Genomic DNA, 13,769 nt, shown 5'->3' with positions numbered 1-13,769 from the left:
CCCGCCCCGCCGTCGTTCCCTACCTGCTCGCAATCCCTCCGCGCCGGGTGCCGCTTCTACCCATTCCCGATTCCCCATTCCCGATTCCCCATTCCCGATTCCCAGCCCCATGCTGCACCGCGGCGTTGATTGTTCACTTATGATTGCTATATTCATATACGAACAGCCGGCAAGCGGCGCCAGCGGCCAAGGCGACGCGATCCGGCCATCATCCGATCTGGCCCCAGGTGGGCGGAGGCGTGGCATGCGCAATTCCAGCGGTCCCCGATCCTGCAGGTCGAGCGGGCGCCTTGTGTCGGCAAACGGTCGAGGCCAGTGCCAGTGAACGCTGCGGTCGCCGCCGTCGAGCCCGGCCCAATCGCGCAGCGCCCGCTGGGCCGCAGCGAGGTGCGCATCGCCACGCTGGGCTTCGGCGCCGCGCCGATCGGCAATCTGTATGCGGAAGTGGACGATGCGGTGGCGCTGGCCGCGGTCGCCGATGCCCATGCCGCCGGCATCCGCCATTTCGACACCGCGCCGTATTACGGCTATGGGCTGAGCGAGCGCCGGCTCGGGCGGGGCCTGCGCGGGCTGCCGCGCGCCAGCTACACGCTGTCGACCAAGGTCGGACGCCGCGTCTACGACGAGGCCGGCGCCGCGCCGGGGCGCGACGGTTTCGCCGTGGCCGGGCGCGGCGCCGCGTTCGACTACAGCCGCGACGGCGTGCTGCGTGAATTCGAGGCCAGCCTGCAGCGGCTCGGCACCGATCACGTGGACGTGCTGCTGCTGCACGACATCGGCCGCCTCACCCACGGCGAACGCCACCCGGCGATGCTGCGCCAGGCGCTGGACGAGGCCTTGCCGGCGATGGCCGATCTCAAGGCCAGCGGCGCCTGCCGCGCGATCGGCATCGGCGTCAACGAGGAAGACATCGCGCTGGAACTGATGCCGCTGTTCCCGCTGGATTGCGTGATGCTGGCCGGCCGTTACACCTTGCTCGAACAGCACGCGGCGCAGCGGATCATGGCGCAGGCGCTGCAGCATCAGATCGGCATCCTGGTCGCCGGCCCGTACAGCTCGGGCCTGCTCAGCGACGCGCGCGGCCCCGGCGACACCTACAACTATGCGCCGGTGGATGCAGCCACGCTCAAGCACGCGCAGCAGCTGTTCGCGGCCTGCGCGGCGCAGGGCGTGGACGTGGGCGCGGCCGCGCTGCAGTTCCCGCTCGCGCACCCGGCGGTCGCCGCCGTGGTCGCCGGCATGCGCACGCCGGCGGAGGTGGCCAGCGCCGCCACGCGCCTGCAGGCGCCGATTCCGCCCGCGCTGTGGCGCGACCTGCGCAACCAGGGCCTGCTGCAGGCGCAGGTGCCGACGCCGTGAACGTGGTCGATGCGCACGTGCACTTCTGGCAGCTGGCGCGCGGCGACTACGACTGGCTGACGCCCGACCTCGCCGCGCTGTACCGCGACTTCGTGCCCGAAGACCTGATCGCCATGCTCGATGCGCACGGCGTGGACGCGATCGTCGCGGTGCAGGCGGCGCAGACCGAAGCGGAGACCCGCTACCTGTTGCAGCTCGCCCGCGCGCAGCCGCGCATCGCCGGCGTGGTCGGCTGGATCGATTTCGAGGCCGCCGACGCGGCCGTGCGCATCGCCGCGCTGTGCGCCGAGGGCGACGGGCTGCTCAAGGGCCTGCGGCCGATGGTGCAGGACCTGGCCGATCCGCAGTGGCTGGCGCGGCCACAGCTGGACCCCGCATTCGATGCGATGCTGCGGCACGACCTGGCGTTCGACGCGCTGGTCAAGCCGCTGCACCTGCCCGCGTTGCAGGCGCGGCTGCGGCGCCATCCGGCGTTGCGCGTGGTGCTCGACCATGCCGCCAAGCCGGCGATCGGCGGCGACGGTTTCGCCGCCTGGGCCGACGGCCTGGCGCAGCTGGCGCGGCATCCGAACGTGCTGTGCAAGCTGTCCGGCCTGCTCACCGAACTGCCTGCCGATGCCGACGTGGCGGCGATCGAGCCGTACGTGGCGCAGGTGTTCGCCTGCTTCGGCGCGCAGCGTGTGCTGTGGGGCAGCGACTGGCCGGTGCTGACCCAGCGCGCCGGCTACGGCGACTGGCTCGCGCTGGCGCAGGCGCTGGTCGCGCGGCATGCCGCCGGCCACGCCGCCGACGTGTTCGCCGGCAGCGCACGCCGTTTCTACCGTTTGCCCGAGCCGATTCCTTCCCCCTGATCGAGAGTGCCCCACCATGACCACGTCCGCATTCCATCCCCGGAGCCGCGCATGAGCGGCCGACTGCAAGGCAAGCGCTGCCTGATCACCGCCGCCGGCGCTGGCATCGGCCGCGAGAGCGCGCTGGCCTGCGCGCGCGAAGGCGCGCAGGTGCTGGCCACCGACATCGATGCCGCCGCGTTGCAGGCGCTGGCCACCGAATCCGATGCGATCGTCACCCAGACGTTGGACGTCACCGACGCCGCGGCGATCCAGGCGCTGGTCGCGGCAAACGCGCCGTTCGACGTGCTGTTCAACTGCGCCGGCTACGTGCACCAGGGCAGCATTCTCGACTGCGACGAGCCGGCGTGGCGGCGCTCGTTCGCGATCAATGTCGATGCGATGTACTACCTGTGCCAGGCGGTGTTGCCGGGCATGCTGGAGCAGGGCCGCGGCAGCATCGTCAACATGTCCTCGGTGGCCTCCAGCATCAAGGGCGTGCCGAATCGCTTCGCCTACGGCGTGACCAAGGCCGCGGTGATCGGGCTGAGCAAGGCCATCGCTGCCGACTACGTGGCCAAGGGCATCCGCTGCAACGCGATCTGCCCGGGCACGATCAAGACGCCGTCGCTGGGCCAGCGGGTCAAGGCGCTGGGCGGCGACGAGCAGGCGGTGTGGAAGAGCTTCACCGACCGCCAGCCGATGGGCCGCCTCGGCGACCCGCGCGAGATCGCGCAGCTGGTGGTGTACCTGGCTTCGGACGACGCCTCGTTCACCACCGGCCAGACCCACATCATCGACGGCGGCTGGTCGAACTGACCGCGCCTGCCTTCCACTTCCAAGAGGACATCCCATGAAACTGCTGCGCTACGGCGAACCCGGCCACGAACGTCCTGCCCTGCTCGACGCCGCTGGCCATCTGCGCGACCTGTCCGCGATCATCGACGACGTCGCCGGCGAGCATCTCACCGGCGCCGGCCTGGACAAGCTGCGCGCGCTCGATCCGGCCACGCTGCCCAAGGTGGAAGGCGAGGTGCGCTACGGGCCGGCCGTGGGCCGCGTCGGCAAGTTCATCTGCGTCGGCCTGAACTACGCCGACCACGCCGCCGAGTCGGGCATGGCGGTGCCGGAGATGCCGGTGCTGTTCATGAAGGCCACCACCGCGATCAGCGGCCCCAACGACACCGTGACGATTCCGCGCGGCTCGAAGAAGAGCGACTGGGAAGTGGAACTGGGCGTGGTGATCGGCGATGTCGCCCGCGATGTGTCGCTGGAAGACGCGCTCAAGCACGTCGCCGGCTACGCGGTGATCAACGACCTGTCCGAACGCGAGTTCCAGCTCGAGCACGGCGGCCAGTGGGTCAAGGGCAAGAGCTGCGACGGCTTCGGCCCGCTCGGCCCGTGGCTGGTCACCCGCGACGAAGTGGCCGACCCGCAGAACCTGTCGATGTGGCTGGAAGTCAACGGCCACCGCTACCAGAACGGCAACACGCGCACGATGGTGTTCGGCGTGGCCGAACTGGTCAGCCACATCAGCCGCTACATGACGCTGATGCCGGGCGACGTGATCAGCACCGGCACGCCGCCGGGCGTGGGCCTGGGCCAGAAGCCGCCGATCTACCTGAAACCGGGCGACGTGATGGCGCTGGGCATCGAAGGCCTGGGCGAACAGCGCCAGGCCGTGGTCGCCCATCCGCGCGACGCGCAGTAAAGCCTTAAAGCCCCTCTCCCCCCGGGAGAGGGGTTGGGGTGAGGGTACGGGGCGAAGCCACCTCGCCATCCATCCGGATGCGGTCTTCGCTCGCGCCACCACATCCCACGTGTGGGACAGGGCTGCGTGCTTTTGCTTCGTTCGTGTTCTGGATGGGCGGCGGCAGTTGTGCACTCCCGCACCCTCACCCCAACCCCTCTCCCGGGGGGAGAGGGGCTTGTCCATCGCATTTTTCTTTTTCTCTACCGCCTCACCGACCAGGATCCCCATGAGCAAAATCGTCGCCCTCGAGACCTTCGACGTGCGTTTCCCCACTTCGCGCGAACTGGACGGTTCCGATGCGATGAATCCGGATCCGGACTACTCGGCCGCCTACCTGCGCCTGCGCACCGATGCCAACGACGGCCTCGCCGGTTACGGCCTGGTGTTCACCATTGGCCGCGGCAACGACGTGCAGAGCGCGGCGATCGCGGCGCTGTCGCATCATGTGGTCGGGCGCGACGTGGAAGACGTCATCGGCGACCTGGGCGGTTTCGCGCGCAGCCTCACCGACGATTCGCAGCTGCGCTGGCTGGGCCCGGAGAAGGGCGTGATGCACATGGCCATCGGCGGCGTCATCAACGCCGCCTGGGACATGGCCGCGCGCCGCGCCGGCAAGCCGCTGTGGCGCTACATCGCCGAGCTGTCGCCGGAACAGCTGGTGGCCACCATCGACTTCCGTTATCTCAGCGACGCGCTGACCTCGGACGAGGCGCTGGCCATGCTGCGCGCGGCCGAACCGCTGCGCGCCGAACGCCTGCAGACGCTGCTCGAACAGGGCTACCCGGCCTACACCACCTCGCCCGGCTGGCTCGGCTACTCCGACGAGAAGCTGGTGCGCCTGGCCAAGGAAGCGGTGGCCGACGGCTTCCGCACCATCAAGCTCAAGGTCGGCGCCAATGTGCAGGACGACATCCGCCGTTGCCGCCTGGCGCGCGCAGCGATCGGTCCGGACATCGCGATGGCGGTGGACGCCAACCAGCGCTGGGACGTGGGCCCGGCGATCGCCTGGATGCGCCAGCTGGCCGAGTTCGACATCGCCTGGATCGAGGAGCCGACCAGCCCCGACGACGTGCTCGGCCACGCCGCGATCCGCCAGGGCATCGCGCCGGTGCCGGTGTCCACCGGCGAGCACACGCAGAACCGCGTTGTGTTCAAGCAACTGCTGCAGGCCGGTGCGGTGGACCTGATCCAGATCGACGCCGCGCGCGTGGGCGGGGTCAACGAGAACCTGGCGATCCTGCTGCTGGCGGCGAAGTTCGGCGTGCGCGTGTTTCCGCATGCCGGCGGCGTCGGCCTGTGCGAGCTGGTGCAGCACCTGGCGATGGCCGACTTCGTCGCCATCACCGGCAAGATGGAAGACCGCGCGATCGAATTCGTCGATCATCTGCACCAGCACTTCGTCGACCCGGTACGCATCGAACACGGCCGCTACCTGGCGCCGACGCTGCCGGGCTTCTCGGCCGAGATGCACGCGCAGTCGGTCACCCAGTACCTGTATCCGGATGGCCCGTTCTGGAGCGCGGACCTGGCCGCGCAGCAGGTATAGCGCGAGATGCGTGCGCGGCCCCACGCCGCGCACGCGCCCCTGTAGGAGCGGCTTCAGCCGCGACGAACGAAGTAGTGGTCCTGACGGCTTCGCAAGCATCGGGACTGAAATGCTTTCGCAGCGTCATTGCCTGCATCGCGCACGATTCTGTAGGAGCGGCTTCAGCCGCGACGCGCTCTACCGATGCAGTCTGTCGCGGCTGAAGCCGCTCCTACAGGGTGGTTTTTCGGCATGGCAGGAGCGCAGTCCTTACCAAGAGATCTCAGTCCCGCGCCTGCTCCGCCATCGCCGCCTGCAGCGAAAAAATCTGCAGCGCCTCGCGCCATTTCTCGCCCGGCGCCGAACCCGGCAGCTGCTTCTGGAAGCGCCACATCAGCTCTTCCCAGGCCTGCACGCGCGGGTCGGCGGCATCCGCGGCGGCCTTGGCCGCGGGCGAATAGTCGTCGTCCACCTCCATCAGCATCACCAGGCGGTCGCCGCAGCGGTGGATGTCCAGTTCGCGGATGCCGGCGTTGCGCAGCGAGGCGACGATCTCCGGCCACACCGTGTCGGGGCGATGCCAGCGCTCGTATTCGGCGATCAGCGCCGGGTCGTCGTGCAGGTCGAGCAGATAGCAGTGGCGCGGCATCTCAGGCTCCAGCAACGGTGGCGCGAGTCGTGGCCGCGCGCTCGCGCGCATAGGACGCGAACACCAGGATCACCGCGAAGCACAGCGCCGGCACAGTCATCGCCCAGTGGATGCCGGCGCGGTCTGACAGCGCGCCCATCAGCGCGGTCAGCACCGCGCCACCGATGATCGACATCACGATCAGCGACGAGCCGAGCTTGCGCGCGTCGTCGTTCAAGCCGTCCAGGCCCAGCGCGAAGATGGTCGGGAACATCACCGACATGAACGCGCTGCTGGCCACCAGCGCATACAGCCCGGTCCAGCCCGGCAACGCGATCGCCACGCCGCACAGCAGCAGGTTGAGCAGCGCGAACGCGCCCAGCAACACCGCCGGCGACACGAAGCGCAGCAACGCGGTGCCGATGAAGCGGCCGGCCATGAACAGCACCAGCGAGACGGTGAGGAAGCTGGCCGCGGTCTTTTCCGGGGTGCCCGGCACCGCGTCCTGCAGATAGCGGATCAGGTAGCTCCAGATGCCGACCTGGGCGCCGACGTAGAAGAACTGCGCGACCACCGCGAACACGAAGCGGCGGTTGCGCAGCAGCGGGCCGAAATAGGCCCTGCCGCCGCTGGCCGCGGCGCCGCTGTCGCGGGTGACCGGGAAGCGAGTCAGCCCGATCAGCAGGGCCCACAGCACCACCACCGCGCCGATGATCAGATACGGGGTCTGCACCGCCGCCGATTCGGCGGCGAAAAAGCTGGCGCGCGCGGCCGGCGCCATCGCCGCCAGTTGCTGCGGCGTGTGCTCCACGCCAGAGAGGATGAAGTGCTGGCCGATCATCACCCCGGTAATCGAACCGAGCGGATTGAACGCCTGCGCCAGGTTCAGCCGCCGCGCCGCGCCTTCGGCCGGGCCGAGCACGGTGACCAGCGGATTGGCGGTGGTTTCCAGGAACGCCAGGCCGCTGGCGATCACGAACAGCGCCAGCAGGAACAAGCCGTAGGTGTGCTCCTGCGCGGCCGGGTAGAACAGGAACGCGCCGGTCGCGTACAGCAGCAGGCCGAGCACCACCGCCGCCTTGTAGCTGAAGCGGCGCATGAACATCGCCGCCGGGATCGCGAACACGAAGTAGCCCAGATAGAACGCGCTCTGCACCAGCCCGGCCTGCAGGTCGGACAGCTCGAACGCCTTCTTGAACTGCTTGATCAGGATGTCGTTGAGGTTGTTCGCCATGCCCCACAGAAAGAACAGGCTGACGATCAGGACCAAGGGCACGATGGCGGTGCGCGCCAGGCTGCCGGGCGCCGCTGTTGCGGTGTCGCTGCTGTAGTGCATGCCGCCTACCCCTCCCAGGATGTGCCGCGTGGCGTTGAAGTTGTGGCCGGAGCGTACTGCGGTCGCTGTCGCCATGCAAATATAAAATCCGTGTTTATATTTGCATGGAGTGCCATGGCCTGCGTCGTGTCCGAACCCTGGCGCGGGCGGTCCTCGCAAGCGCCGGCATCGGAGTGCACGCGTCGGACCTTGCAGTCCATCTGAACATCCGTGCGCCAGGCGCAGGCTGGTTTCGCCGCGCTTCTGTCCACGGACATTCCCTGTACCCTAGCGCCCTTCCACCCCCCGCCTGGCCTCGACGGAATGACCACGCCCCCGCCCAAGTACCGCGCTCCCGCCCTGGACAAGGGCCTGGATATCCTGGAACTGCTGGCGCGCGACGCGCGGCCGATGACCATGAGCGAGATCTCGCAGGGCATCGGCCGTTCGCGCGGCGAGATCTTCCGCATGCTGCAGGTGCTGGAAGAGCGCGGCTACCTGACCAAGGGGCCGGGCGAGGGCGGCTACGTGCTGACGAACCGCCTGTTCATGCTCGGCATGCAGCAGCCGCAGGTGCAGAACGTCACCGAGGCGGCGCTGCCGGTGATGCGCCGGCTAGCCGATGCGATCCGCCAGCCCTGCCACCTGGTGGCGCCGTCGGACGACCAGATCGTGGTCATCGCGCAGATGGACGTGCCCAGCGACCTGGGCATGGTGGTGCGCCCGGGCCACCGCCGCCCGCTCGCGCATTCCACTTCCGGCCTGGTGCTGTTCGCGTTCCAGCACGAAGACGCGCAGGCGCGGTTGCTGCAGCGCCTGGACGCCAGCGACGTGGGCTACGATCGCGACGCGTTCCTCGCCGCCGCCGCGCAGGTGCGCGCGCTGGGCTACAGCATCCACCCCAGCGAAGCGGTGGTCGGCGTGATCGACCTGACCGCGCCGATCCTGCAGCACGGCAGCGCCATCTACACGCTGACCGTGCCCTTCATCGAACGCCGCCCGCAGCAGATCGACGCGCAGGCGGCGATGCAGGCGGTGTGCGCGGCTGCGGCGGAGATCAGTGCGGCGTTGGGTGGGTAGCCTGTCGCGCGGTACGCAGGACACGCTGCCAGGCTGCGGTTGCGCAGGTGGCAAGCCCGGCATCAGCATGACGACAGCGACATAGGTGGGGGGAGAGCCCGTGTTTACCTGGGAGGGCGCCGTCACCGTCGCTGCCATCGTCGTGGTCGTTGCTTTCATGGCGTGGCTTATTTGGCTTCAGCGCCGTCGCGATCATTGGCTGGAGCGAGCGGTGGAGGAATCCTTCCGGCGCGTTTCCCTGACCAGCGATGGCGTGCTTCTCACCGGTGCGGATCTGGTCGTGGTGAAGAAGGTGCAGCAATTCATGGACGCCAATTACGATGCGTCCTTCATGTTCGATAGCGAAGCCATGAACGGCAGCAACGCGTTCTGGTATTGCAGTGGGCCCGGTGCGCGCTGGTTCCTGGCGATCCCGACGGTCAGCACGTGCCGCAGTGGTGTGGACGTGCGCTGGGTGCTGCGTCCGCTGACCGAGCAACGTGCGCGCGCGGTGCTGCGCTTCGATCGCGTGGCTTATCGAAGCGCGTTCGGCGAGACGCTCGACTAGGCCTGGCAATGCCGGTAACGACGCGGCCATGCACGCGGCGGACGGCTGAATCGTGGTGGTCCCGGATCCGGTGCTATAGGCCGATAGCCGCCTGTTGCACCGCAGCGTGCATTGGTCACGGTTTCATAATTATATCGTAATTACAATTTCGGCCGGCCCCGCCGCCAGGCGCTGCCGCCCTCCATTCGCCGACGGAAAGCCTTATGCCTCAGGACTGGAACACGCTCGCCGACAATCGCCGGCAACGCCTGCAGCGCGCCGAAGGGCTGGCGCGCGGGCGCTTGGTGGAGGCCAAGGACGCGGTGGCGTTGCTGGAGGCGGTGATCGAGCCGGGCGACCGCGTGTGCGTGGAAGGCAACAACCAGAAGCAGGCCGATTTCCTCTCGCAGTGCCTGACCGAGGTCGATCCGGCGCGGGTGCACGGGCTGCACATGCTGCAGTCGGTGCTGGCGCTGCCCTCGCATTTGGACGTGTTCGAACGCGGCATCGCGCAGCGCCTGGACTTCTCCTTCTCCGGGCCGCAGGCATTGCGCCTGGCGCGGCTGGTCGCCGACAAGCGCATCGAGATCGGCGCGATCCACACCTATCTGGAACTGTTCGGCCGCTACTTCGTCGACCTGACCCCGCGCGTGGCGCTGGTCGCCGCGCAGGCCGCCGATCGCCACGGCAATCTCTACACCGGGCCGAACACCGAGGACACGCCGGTGATCGCCGAGGCCACCGCGTTCAAGGGCGGCATCGTCATCGCCCAGGTCAACGAAATCGTGGACACGCTGCCGCGCGTGGACATCCCCGCCGACTGGATCGGCTACGTGGTGCAGGCGCCGCGCCCGCACTACATCGAACCGCTGTTCACCCGCGACCCGGCGCAGATCTCCGAGATCCAGGTGCTGATGGCGATGATGGCGATCAAGGGCATCTACGCCGAGTACGGCGTGGACCGGCTCAATCACGGCATCGGCTTCGACACCGCGGCGATCGAGCTGCTGCTGCCGACCTACGCCGAGTCGCTCGGCCTGCGCGGCAAGATCTGCCGGCATTGGGCGCTGAATCCGCATCCGGCGCTGATTCCGGCGATCGAGTCGGGCTTCGTCAAATCCGTGCATTCGTTCGGCTCGGAACTGGGCATGGAGAAGTACATCGCCGCGCGCGCCGACGTGTTCTTCGCCGGCCCCGACGGCTCGATGCGTTCCAACCGCGCGTTCTCGCAGACCGCCGGCCTGTACGCCTGCGACATGTTCATCGGCTCCACGCTGCAGATCGATCTGCAGGGCAACAGTTCCACCGCCACCCGCGACCGCATCGCCGGCTTCGGTGGTGCGCCGAACATGGGCTCGGACGCACGCGGCCGCCGCCACGGCAGCGAGGCTTGGCTCAAGGCCGGGCGCGAGGCCGCGCGCCCGGGCGAGATGCCGCGCGGGCGCAAGCTGGTGGTGCAGATGGTGGAGACCTTCCGCGAACACATGGCGCCTGCCTTCGTCGACCGGCTCGACGCCTGGGAACTGGCCGAGCGCGCCAACATGCCGCTGCCGCCGGTGATGATCTACGGCGACGACGTCAGCCACGTGCTGACCGAAGAAGGCATCGCCAACCTGCTGCTGTGCCGTACGCCGGAGGAACGCGAACAGGCGATCCGCGGCGTGGCCGGCTACACCGCGGTGGGCCTGGGCCGCGACAGGCGCATGGTCGAGAACCTGCGCGACCGCGGGGTGATCCGCCGCCCCGAGGACCTGGGCATCCGCCTGCGCGACGCCAGCCGCGACCTGCTGGCCGCGCGCAGCGTCAAGGATCTGGTGCGCTGGTCCGGCGGCCTGTACGCGCCGCCGCAACGTTTCCGCAACTGGTAAGGGATGTCGATGGAAACCCTTCGCTATCGCTACGACGGACGCCTGGCGCCGAACGGCCGGCTCGACCAGGTGCTGGTCGGCGTGGTGTCCTCCGGCAATCTGGAAGTGCTGATCGAACCGCAGGAACTGGGCGGGGCGATGCAGATCGAGATCGTCACCGCCGCCGACGGCTTCGGCTCGATCTGGCAGGCGGTGCTCGACGATTTCGCCGCGCGCCATCCGCTGCGCGACGTGCGCATCTCGATCAACGATGTCGGCGCCACGCCGGCGGTGGTCGGCTTGCGCCTGGACCAGGCGGTGGAAGCGTTGCAGGAGGATGCGTGATGCGTTCAATCCGGACATCCGCGATCGCCATGCTCCCTGTAGGAGCGGCTTCGGCCGCGACGTTGTCCGGAGCCGGTGATAGTTCGGTTCCGTTCGTCGCGGTTGAAGCCGCTCCTACAAGGGACGCCGTGCCTGCGAGTAGCCCTGTTGTGGGAGGGGCTTCAGCCCCGATGCGATCCTCCGGCAGCGCCTGGATGGCACCGGCCGCGATCCAGACGCCTGCTGCAATGAACGATCGTCCCGCTCTACCTATTCGGCGAGTCCGCCGCCCACACCGGAGCTGCGCATGAGCGCGATCCCGAACAACCGCCGTCCGCGCAGTTTCTATGAAGCCGACGCGCGCGAGCGCATCACCGGCATGCTCGATCCCGGCTCGTTCCGCGAGTTCGTCGGCCCGCGCCAGCGCGCGATGAGTCCGCATCTGGCCCAACTGGATCAGCCCGGTGCGTTCGACGACGGCATCGTCGTCGGCGAGGGCCGGCTCGACGGGCGCACGGTGCTGATCGCCGCGCAACAAGGCCAGTTCATGGGCGGTGCGGTCGGCGAGGTGCACGGCGCCAAACTCACCGGGCTGCTGCAGCGTGCCGCGGCGACTAGGCCGGCGGCGGTGCTGCTGCTGCCCGACACCGGCGGCGTGCGCCTGCACGAGGCCAACGCCGGTCTGATCGCGATCTCCGAAATCATGCGCGCCACCCTGGACGCGCGCGCCGCCGGCGTGCCGGTGTTGGCGCTGATCGGCAGCGGCAACGGCTGCTTCGGCGGCATGGGCATCGTCAGCCGCTGCTGCACGCGCATCGTCATGTCCGAGGAAGGACGGCTGGGCCTGTCGGGTCCGGAAGTGATCGAGACGGTGCGCGGCGTGGACGAGTTCGATTCGCGCGATCGCGCCCTGGTGTGGCGCGTGACCGGCGGCAAGCACCGCTATCTGCTTGGCGAGGCGCAGGCCCTGGTCGCCGACGCCATAGAGGACTTCCGCGCTGCGGCGATCGCCGCGCTGGCGGCGCCACCGCCGGCCGCAGACGACGATGGCCTGGCGCGCATCGCCGCCGAACACGCCGCGCTGCGCCAACGCCTGGAAACCTACGGCGACTGCCGCGACGGCGTGGACATCTGGCGCCGCCAGGGCATCGCCGATCCCGAAGCGCTGCCGTTGCTGGATACCGCCGCCTTCCTTGCCGCCGTCGCCGATCGGAGCCCGTGATGGAACTGAAGCCTTTGCTGGAAGCACTGTTCCCGCTCGGCCACCGGGTCGAGGTCCGCGACGGGGTGATCGGCGGCAGCGCCAGCACCGCGCTGGGCGAGGTCACCGTGATCGGCAGCGCCGACAAGCTGGAAGTGGGCGTGGAGCATGCGCTGGCCTTGGCCGCCGCGGTGCTGGACAGCACCCGCGCGCATCCGCAGCGGCCGATCGTGATGCTGGTCGATACCGCCGGCCAGCGCCCGTCGCGCAAGGACGAACTGCTCGGCATCAACGGCTATTTCGGCCATCTGGCGCAATGCCTGGACCTGGCGCGGCGGCGCGGGGCGCGGCTGCTGACGCTGGTCTACGGCGAATCGGTGAGCGGCGGCTTCCTCGCCTTCGGGCTGATGGCCGACGCGATCTACGCGTTGCCCGAAGCGCAGGTGCGAGTGATGGATCTGCGCGCGATGGCGCGGGTCACCAAGCAGCCGCTGGAGAAGCTGCAGGCCTTGAGCAAAAGCTCGCCGGTGTTCGCGCCGGGCGTGGAGAACTACGTGGCGATGGGTGCGGTGGAAGCGGTGTGGCAGGGCGATCTGGCGCAAGCGCTGGTCGCCGCGTTGCAGGCGCCGCTGCAGGGCGACGTACGCGCGCAACGCGGCACCGAGCGCAACGGCCGCCTGCTGGCCGCGCCGATCGCCGCGGAGGTCGCTGCCGGCCATGCATGAGCCGCTCGCCCGGCACGACCTGGTCTGGCTCGCGGCCGATGCGCCGTGGCAGGCGCGCACGCCGGGTGCGCAGGCGCGCCTGCGCGACTGGTTCGCTGCCGGCCATCCGGCGATCGTCGCGCGCGGCGATCGCAGCGACGATGCGCAGCTGTTGCGTCTCGGCGTGCCGTTGCCGCCGGCCGAAGGCAAGCAGCGCCTGTCGCTGTCGGCCGAGCGTGATGCGGTGTTGCGGCAGCGCGCGCCGCCGACGCTGGACGAGGTCTGCGCGCAGGTGCCGGCCGTGCCGCAGTGGCAAGTGCCGCTGCGCGAATTGCAGGCGCTGGCCGCCACGCATGGTCTGACTCCGCGCGTATTCGGCGCCTTCGCCTGGCAGGCGCTGACCGGCTTGCCCTACGTGCAGGCCGGCTCGGACATCGATTTGCTGTGGACGGTGCCGTCGCCGGCGCAGGCACCCGCGCTGCTCGCCGACCTTGCGCGCTGGGAGCAGCGTCACGGGCATCGCGTGGATGGCGAAGTGCTGCTGCCCGACGGCAACGCGGTGAGCTGGCGCGAACTGGCCGGCGACAGCGCGCAACTGCTGGTCAAGGCGCTGCGCGACTGCCGGCTGCAGCCGCGCGCCGAGCTGCTGCAGGCATGGGGGGCGTGATGGAATTGCA

14 protein-coding genes are annotated in these 13,769 nt (G+C 69.3%); 12 read left to right on the top strand and 2 right to left on the bottom strand.

Translation table 11 applies throughout. From position 1 onward, the window contains the following. The first annotated feature begins 357 nt into the window (after positions 1-357). The 5 genes from HEP75_RS20180 (at position 358) to HEP75_RS20160 (ending at position 5,488) form a co-directional block, all read left to right on the top strand. Entirely contained in the window at positions 358-1,359 is a 1,002-nt protein-coding gene (locus tag HEP75_RS20180; protein WP_185826681.1) for an aldo/keto reductase, read from the top strand. After that, a complete protein-coding gene (locus tag HEP75_RS20175) occupies positions 1,356-2,210 on the top strand; it encodes an amidohydrolase family protein (protein WP_185824699.1) in 855 nt (284 codons plus the stop codon). The genes HEP75_RS20180 and HEP75_RS20175 overlap by 4 nt, the downstream gene beginning before the upstream one ends. A gap of 51 nt (positions 2,211-2,261) precedes the next feature. Continuing rightward, a complete protein-coding gene (locus HEP75_RS20170; RefSeq protein ID WP_185824698.1) occupies positions 2,262-3,008 on the top strand; it encodes an SDR family oxidoreductase in 747 nt (248 codons plus the stop codon). A gap of 34 nt (positions 3,009-3,042) precedes the next feature. Further along, positions 3,043-3,900 carry a fumarylacetoacetate hydrolase family protein gene (locus HEP75_RS20165; protein ID WP_185824697.1) on the top strand — a complete coding sequence of 286 codons (858 nt, stop codon included), beginning with the start codon at positions 3,043-3,045 and terminating at the stop codon, positions 3,898-3,900. 268 nt (positions 3,901-4,168) lie between these two features. Next, entirely contained in the window at positions 4,169-5,488 is a 1,320-nt protein-coding gene (locus HEP75_RS20160) for an L-fuconate dehydratase (protein ID WP_185824696.1), read from the top strand. 262 nt (positions 5,489-5,750) lie between these two features. On the opposite strand, the gene HEP75_RS20155 is transcribed toward HEP75_RS20160, so the two are convergent. Continuing rightward, positions 5,751-6,116: an L-rhamnose mutarotase gene (locus HEP75_RS20155; protein WP_185824695.1), complete on the bottom strand. Its 366-nt coding sequence runs from the start codon at positions 6,114-6,116 to the stop codon at positions 5,751-5,753. Between the two features lies 1 nt (position 6,117). Continuing rightward, the gene (fucP, locus tag HEP75_RS20150; protein ID WP_185826680.1) at positions 6,118-7,431 is read right to left on the bottom strand and encodes an L-fucose:H+ symporter permease; all 1,314 of its coding nucleotides are present in this window, start codon (positions 7,429-7,431) and stop codon (positions 6,118-6,120) included. Between the two features lie 303 nt (positions 7,432-7,734). On the opposite strand from fucP, the gene HEP75_RS20145 reads away from it, so the two are divergent. The 7 genes from HEP75_RS20145 to mdcG all read left to right on the top strand — a co-directional run bounded on the left by HEP75_RS20145 (position 7,735) and on the right by mdcG (position 13,759). After that, on the top strand, positions 7,735-8,490 hold the full coding sequence (locus HEP75_RS20145) for an IclR family transcriptional regulator (RefSeq protein WP_185814309.1): 756 nt from the start codon (positions 7,735-7,737) through the stop codon (positions 8,488-8,490). 100 nt (positions 8,491-8,590) lie between these two features. Then, positions 8,591-9,037, top strand: a complete 447-nt coding sequence (locus HEP75_RS20140) for a hypothetical protein (RefSeq protein ID WP_185824694.1) — start codon at positions 8,591-8,593, stop codon at positions 9,035-9,037. Positions 9,038-9,240: 203 nt separating this feature from the next. Beyond that, a complete protein-coding gene (gene mdcA, locus HEP75_RS20135) occupies positions 9,241-10,884 on the top strand; it encodes a malonate decarboxylase subunit alpha (protein WP_185824693.1) in 1,644 nt (547 codons plus the stop codon). Positions 10,885-10,893: 9 nt separating this feature from the next. Then, on the top strand, positions 10,894-11,208 hold the full coding sequence (gene mdcC / locus HEP75_RS20130) for a malonate decarboxylase acyl carrier protein (RefSeq protein ID WP_185824692.1): 315 nt from the start codon (positions 10,894-10,896) through the stop codon (positions 11,206-11,208). Between the two features lie 286 nt (positions 11,209-11,494). Then, entirely contained in the window at positions 11,495-12,409 is a 915-nt protein-coding gene (locus HEP75_RS20125) for a biotin-independent malonate decarboxylase subunit beta (RefSeq protein WP_185824691.1), read from the top strand. Continuing rightward, positions 12,409-13,113: a biotin-independent malonate decarboxylase subunit gamma gene (gene mdcE, locus HEP75_RS20120; RefSeq protein ID WP_185824690.1), complete on the top strand. Its 705-nt coding sequence runs from the start codon at positions 12,409-12,411 to the stop codon at positions 13,111-13,113. Before HEP75_RS20125 ends, mdcE begins: the two co-directional genes overlap by 1 nt. Next, on the top strand, positions 13,106-13,759 hold the full coding sequence (gene mdcG / locus HEP75_RS20115; RefSeq protein WP_185824689.1) for a malonate decarboxylase holo-[acyl-carrier-protein] synthase: 654 nt from the start codon (positions 13,106-13,108) through the stop codon (positions 13,757-13,759). The genes mdcE and mdcG overlap by 8 nt, the downstream gene beginning before the upstream one ends. Positions 13,760-13,769: the final 10 nt, after the last annotated feature.

Origin of the sequence: Xanthomonas sp. SI (assembly GCF_014236855.1) — a bacterium.
Classification (GTDB): Bacteria; Pseudomonadota; Gammaproteobacteria; order Xanthomonadales; family Xanthomonadaceae; genus Xanthomonas_A.
The sequence above is the reverse complement of the archived record's forward strand: the minus strand, read 5'-3'. Positions and strand labels throughout refer to the sequence as shown.

Coding starts and splice junctions, on each gene's coding strand:
- HEP75_RS20170 (WP_185824698.1), top strand. CDS start 2,262: ATGAGCGGCCGACTGCAAGGCAAGCGCTGCCTGATCACCGCCGCCGGC.
- HEP75_RS20165 (WP_185824697.1), top strand. CDS start 3,043: ATGAAACTGCTGCGCTACGGCGAACCCGGCCACGAACGTCCTGCCCTG.
- HEP75_RS20160 (WP_185824696.1), top strand. CDS start 4,169: ATGAGCAAAATCGTCGCCCTCGAGACCTTCGACGTGCGTTTCCCCACT.
- HEP75_RS20155 (WP_185824695.1), bottom strand. CDS start 6,116: ATGCCGCGCCACTGCTATCTGCTCGACCTGCACGACGACCCGGCGCTG.
- fucP (WP_185826680.1), bottom strand. CDS start 7,431: ATGCACTACAGCAGCGACACCGCAACAGCGGCGCCCGGCAGCCTGGCG.
- HEP75_RS20145 (WP_185814309.1), top strand. CDS start 7,735: ATGACCACGCCCCCGCCCAAGTACCGCGCTCCCGCCCTGGACAAGGGC.
- mdcA (WP_185824693.1), top strand. CDS start 9,241: ATGCCTCAGGACTGGAACACGCTCGCCGACAATCGCCGGCAACGCCTG.
- mdcC (WP_185824692.1), top strand. CDS start 10,894: ATGGAAACCCTTCGCTATCGCTACGACGGACGCCTGGCGCCGAACGGC.
- HEP75_RS20125 (WP_185824691.1), top strand. CDS start 11,495: ATGAGCGCGATCCCGAACAACCGCCGTCCGCGCAGTTTCTATGAAGCC.
- mdcE (WP_185824690.1), top strand. CDS start 12,409: ATGGAACTGAAGCCTTTGCTGGAAGCACTGTTCCCGCTCGGCCACCGG.
- mdcG (WP_185824689.1), top strand. CDS start 13,106: ATGCATGAGCCGCTCGCCCGGCACGACCTGGTCTGGCTCGCGGCCGAT.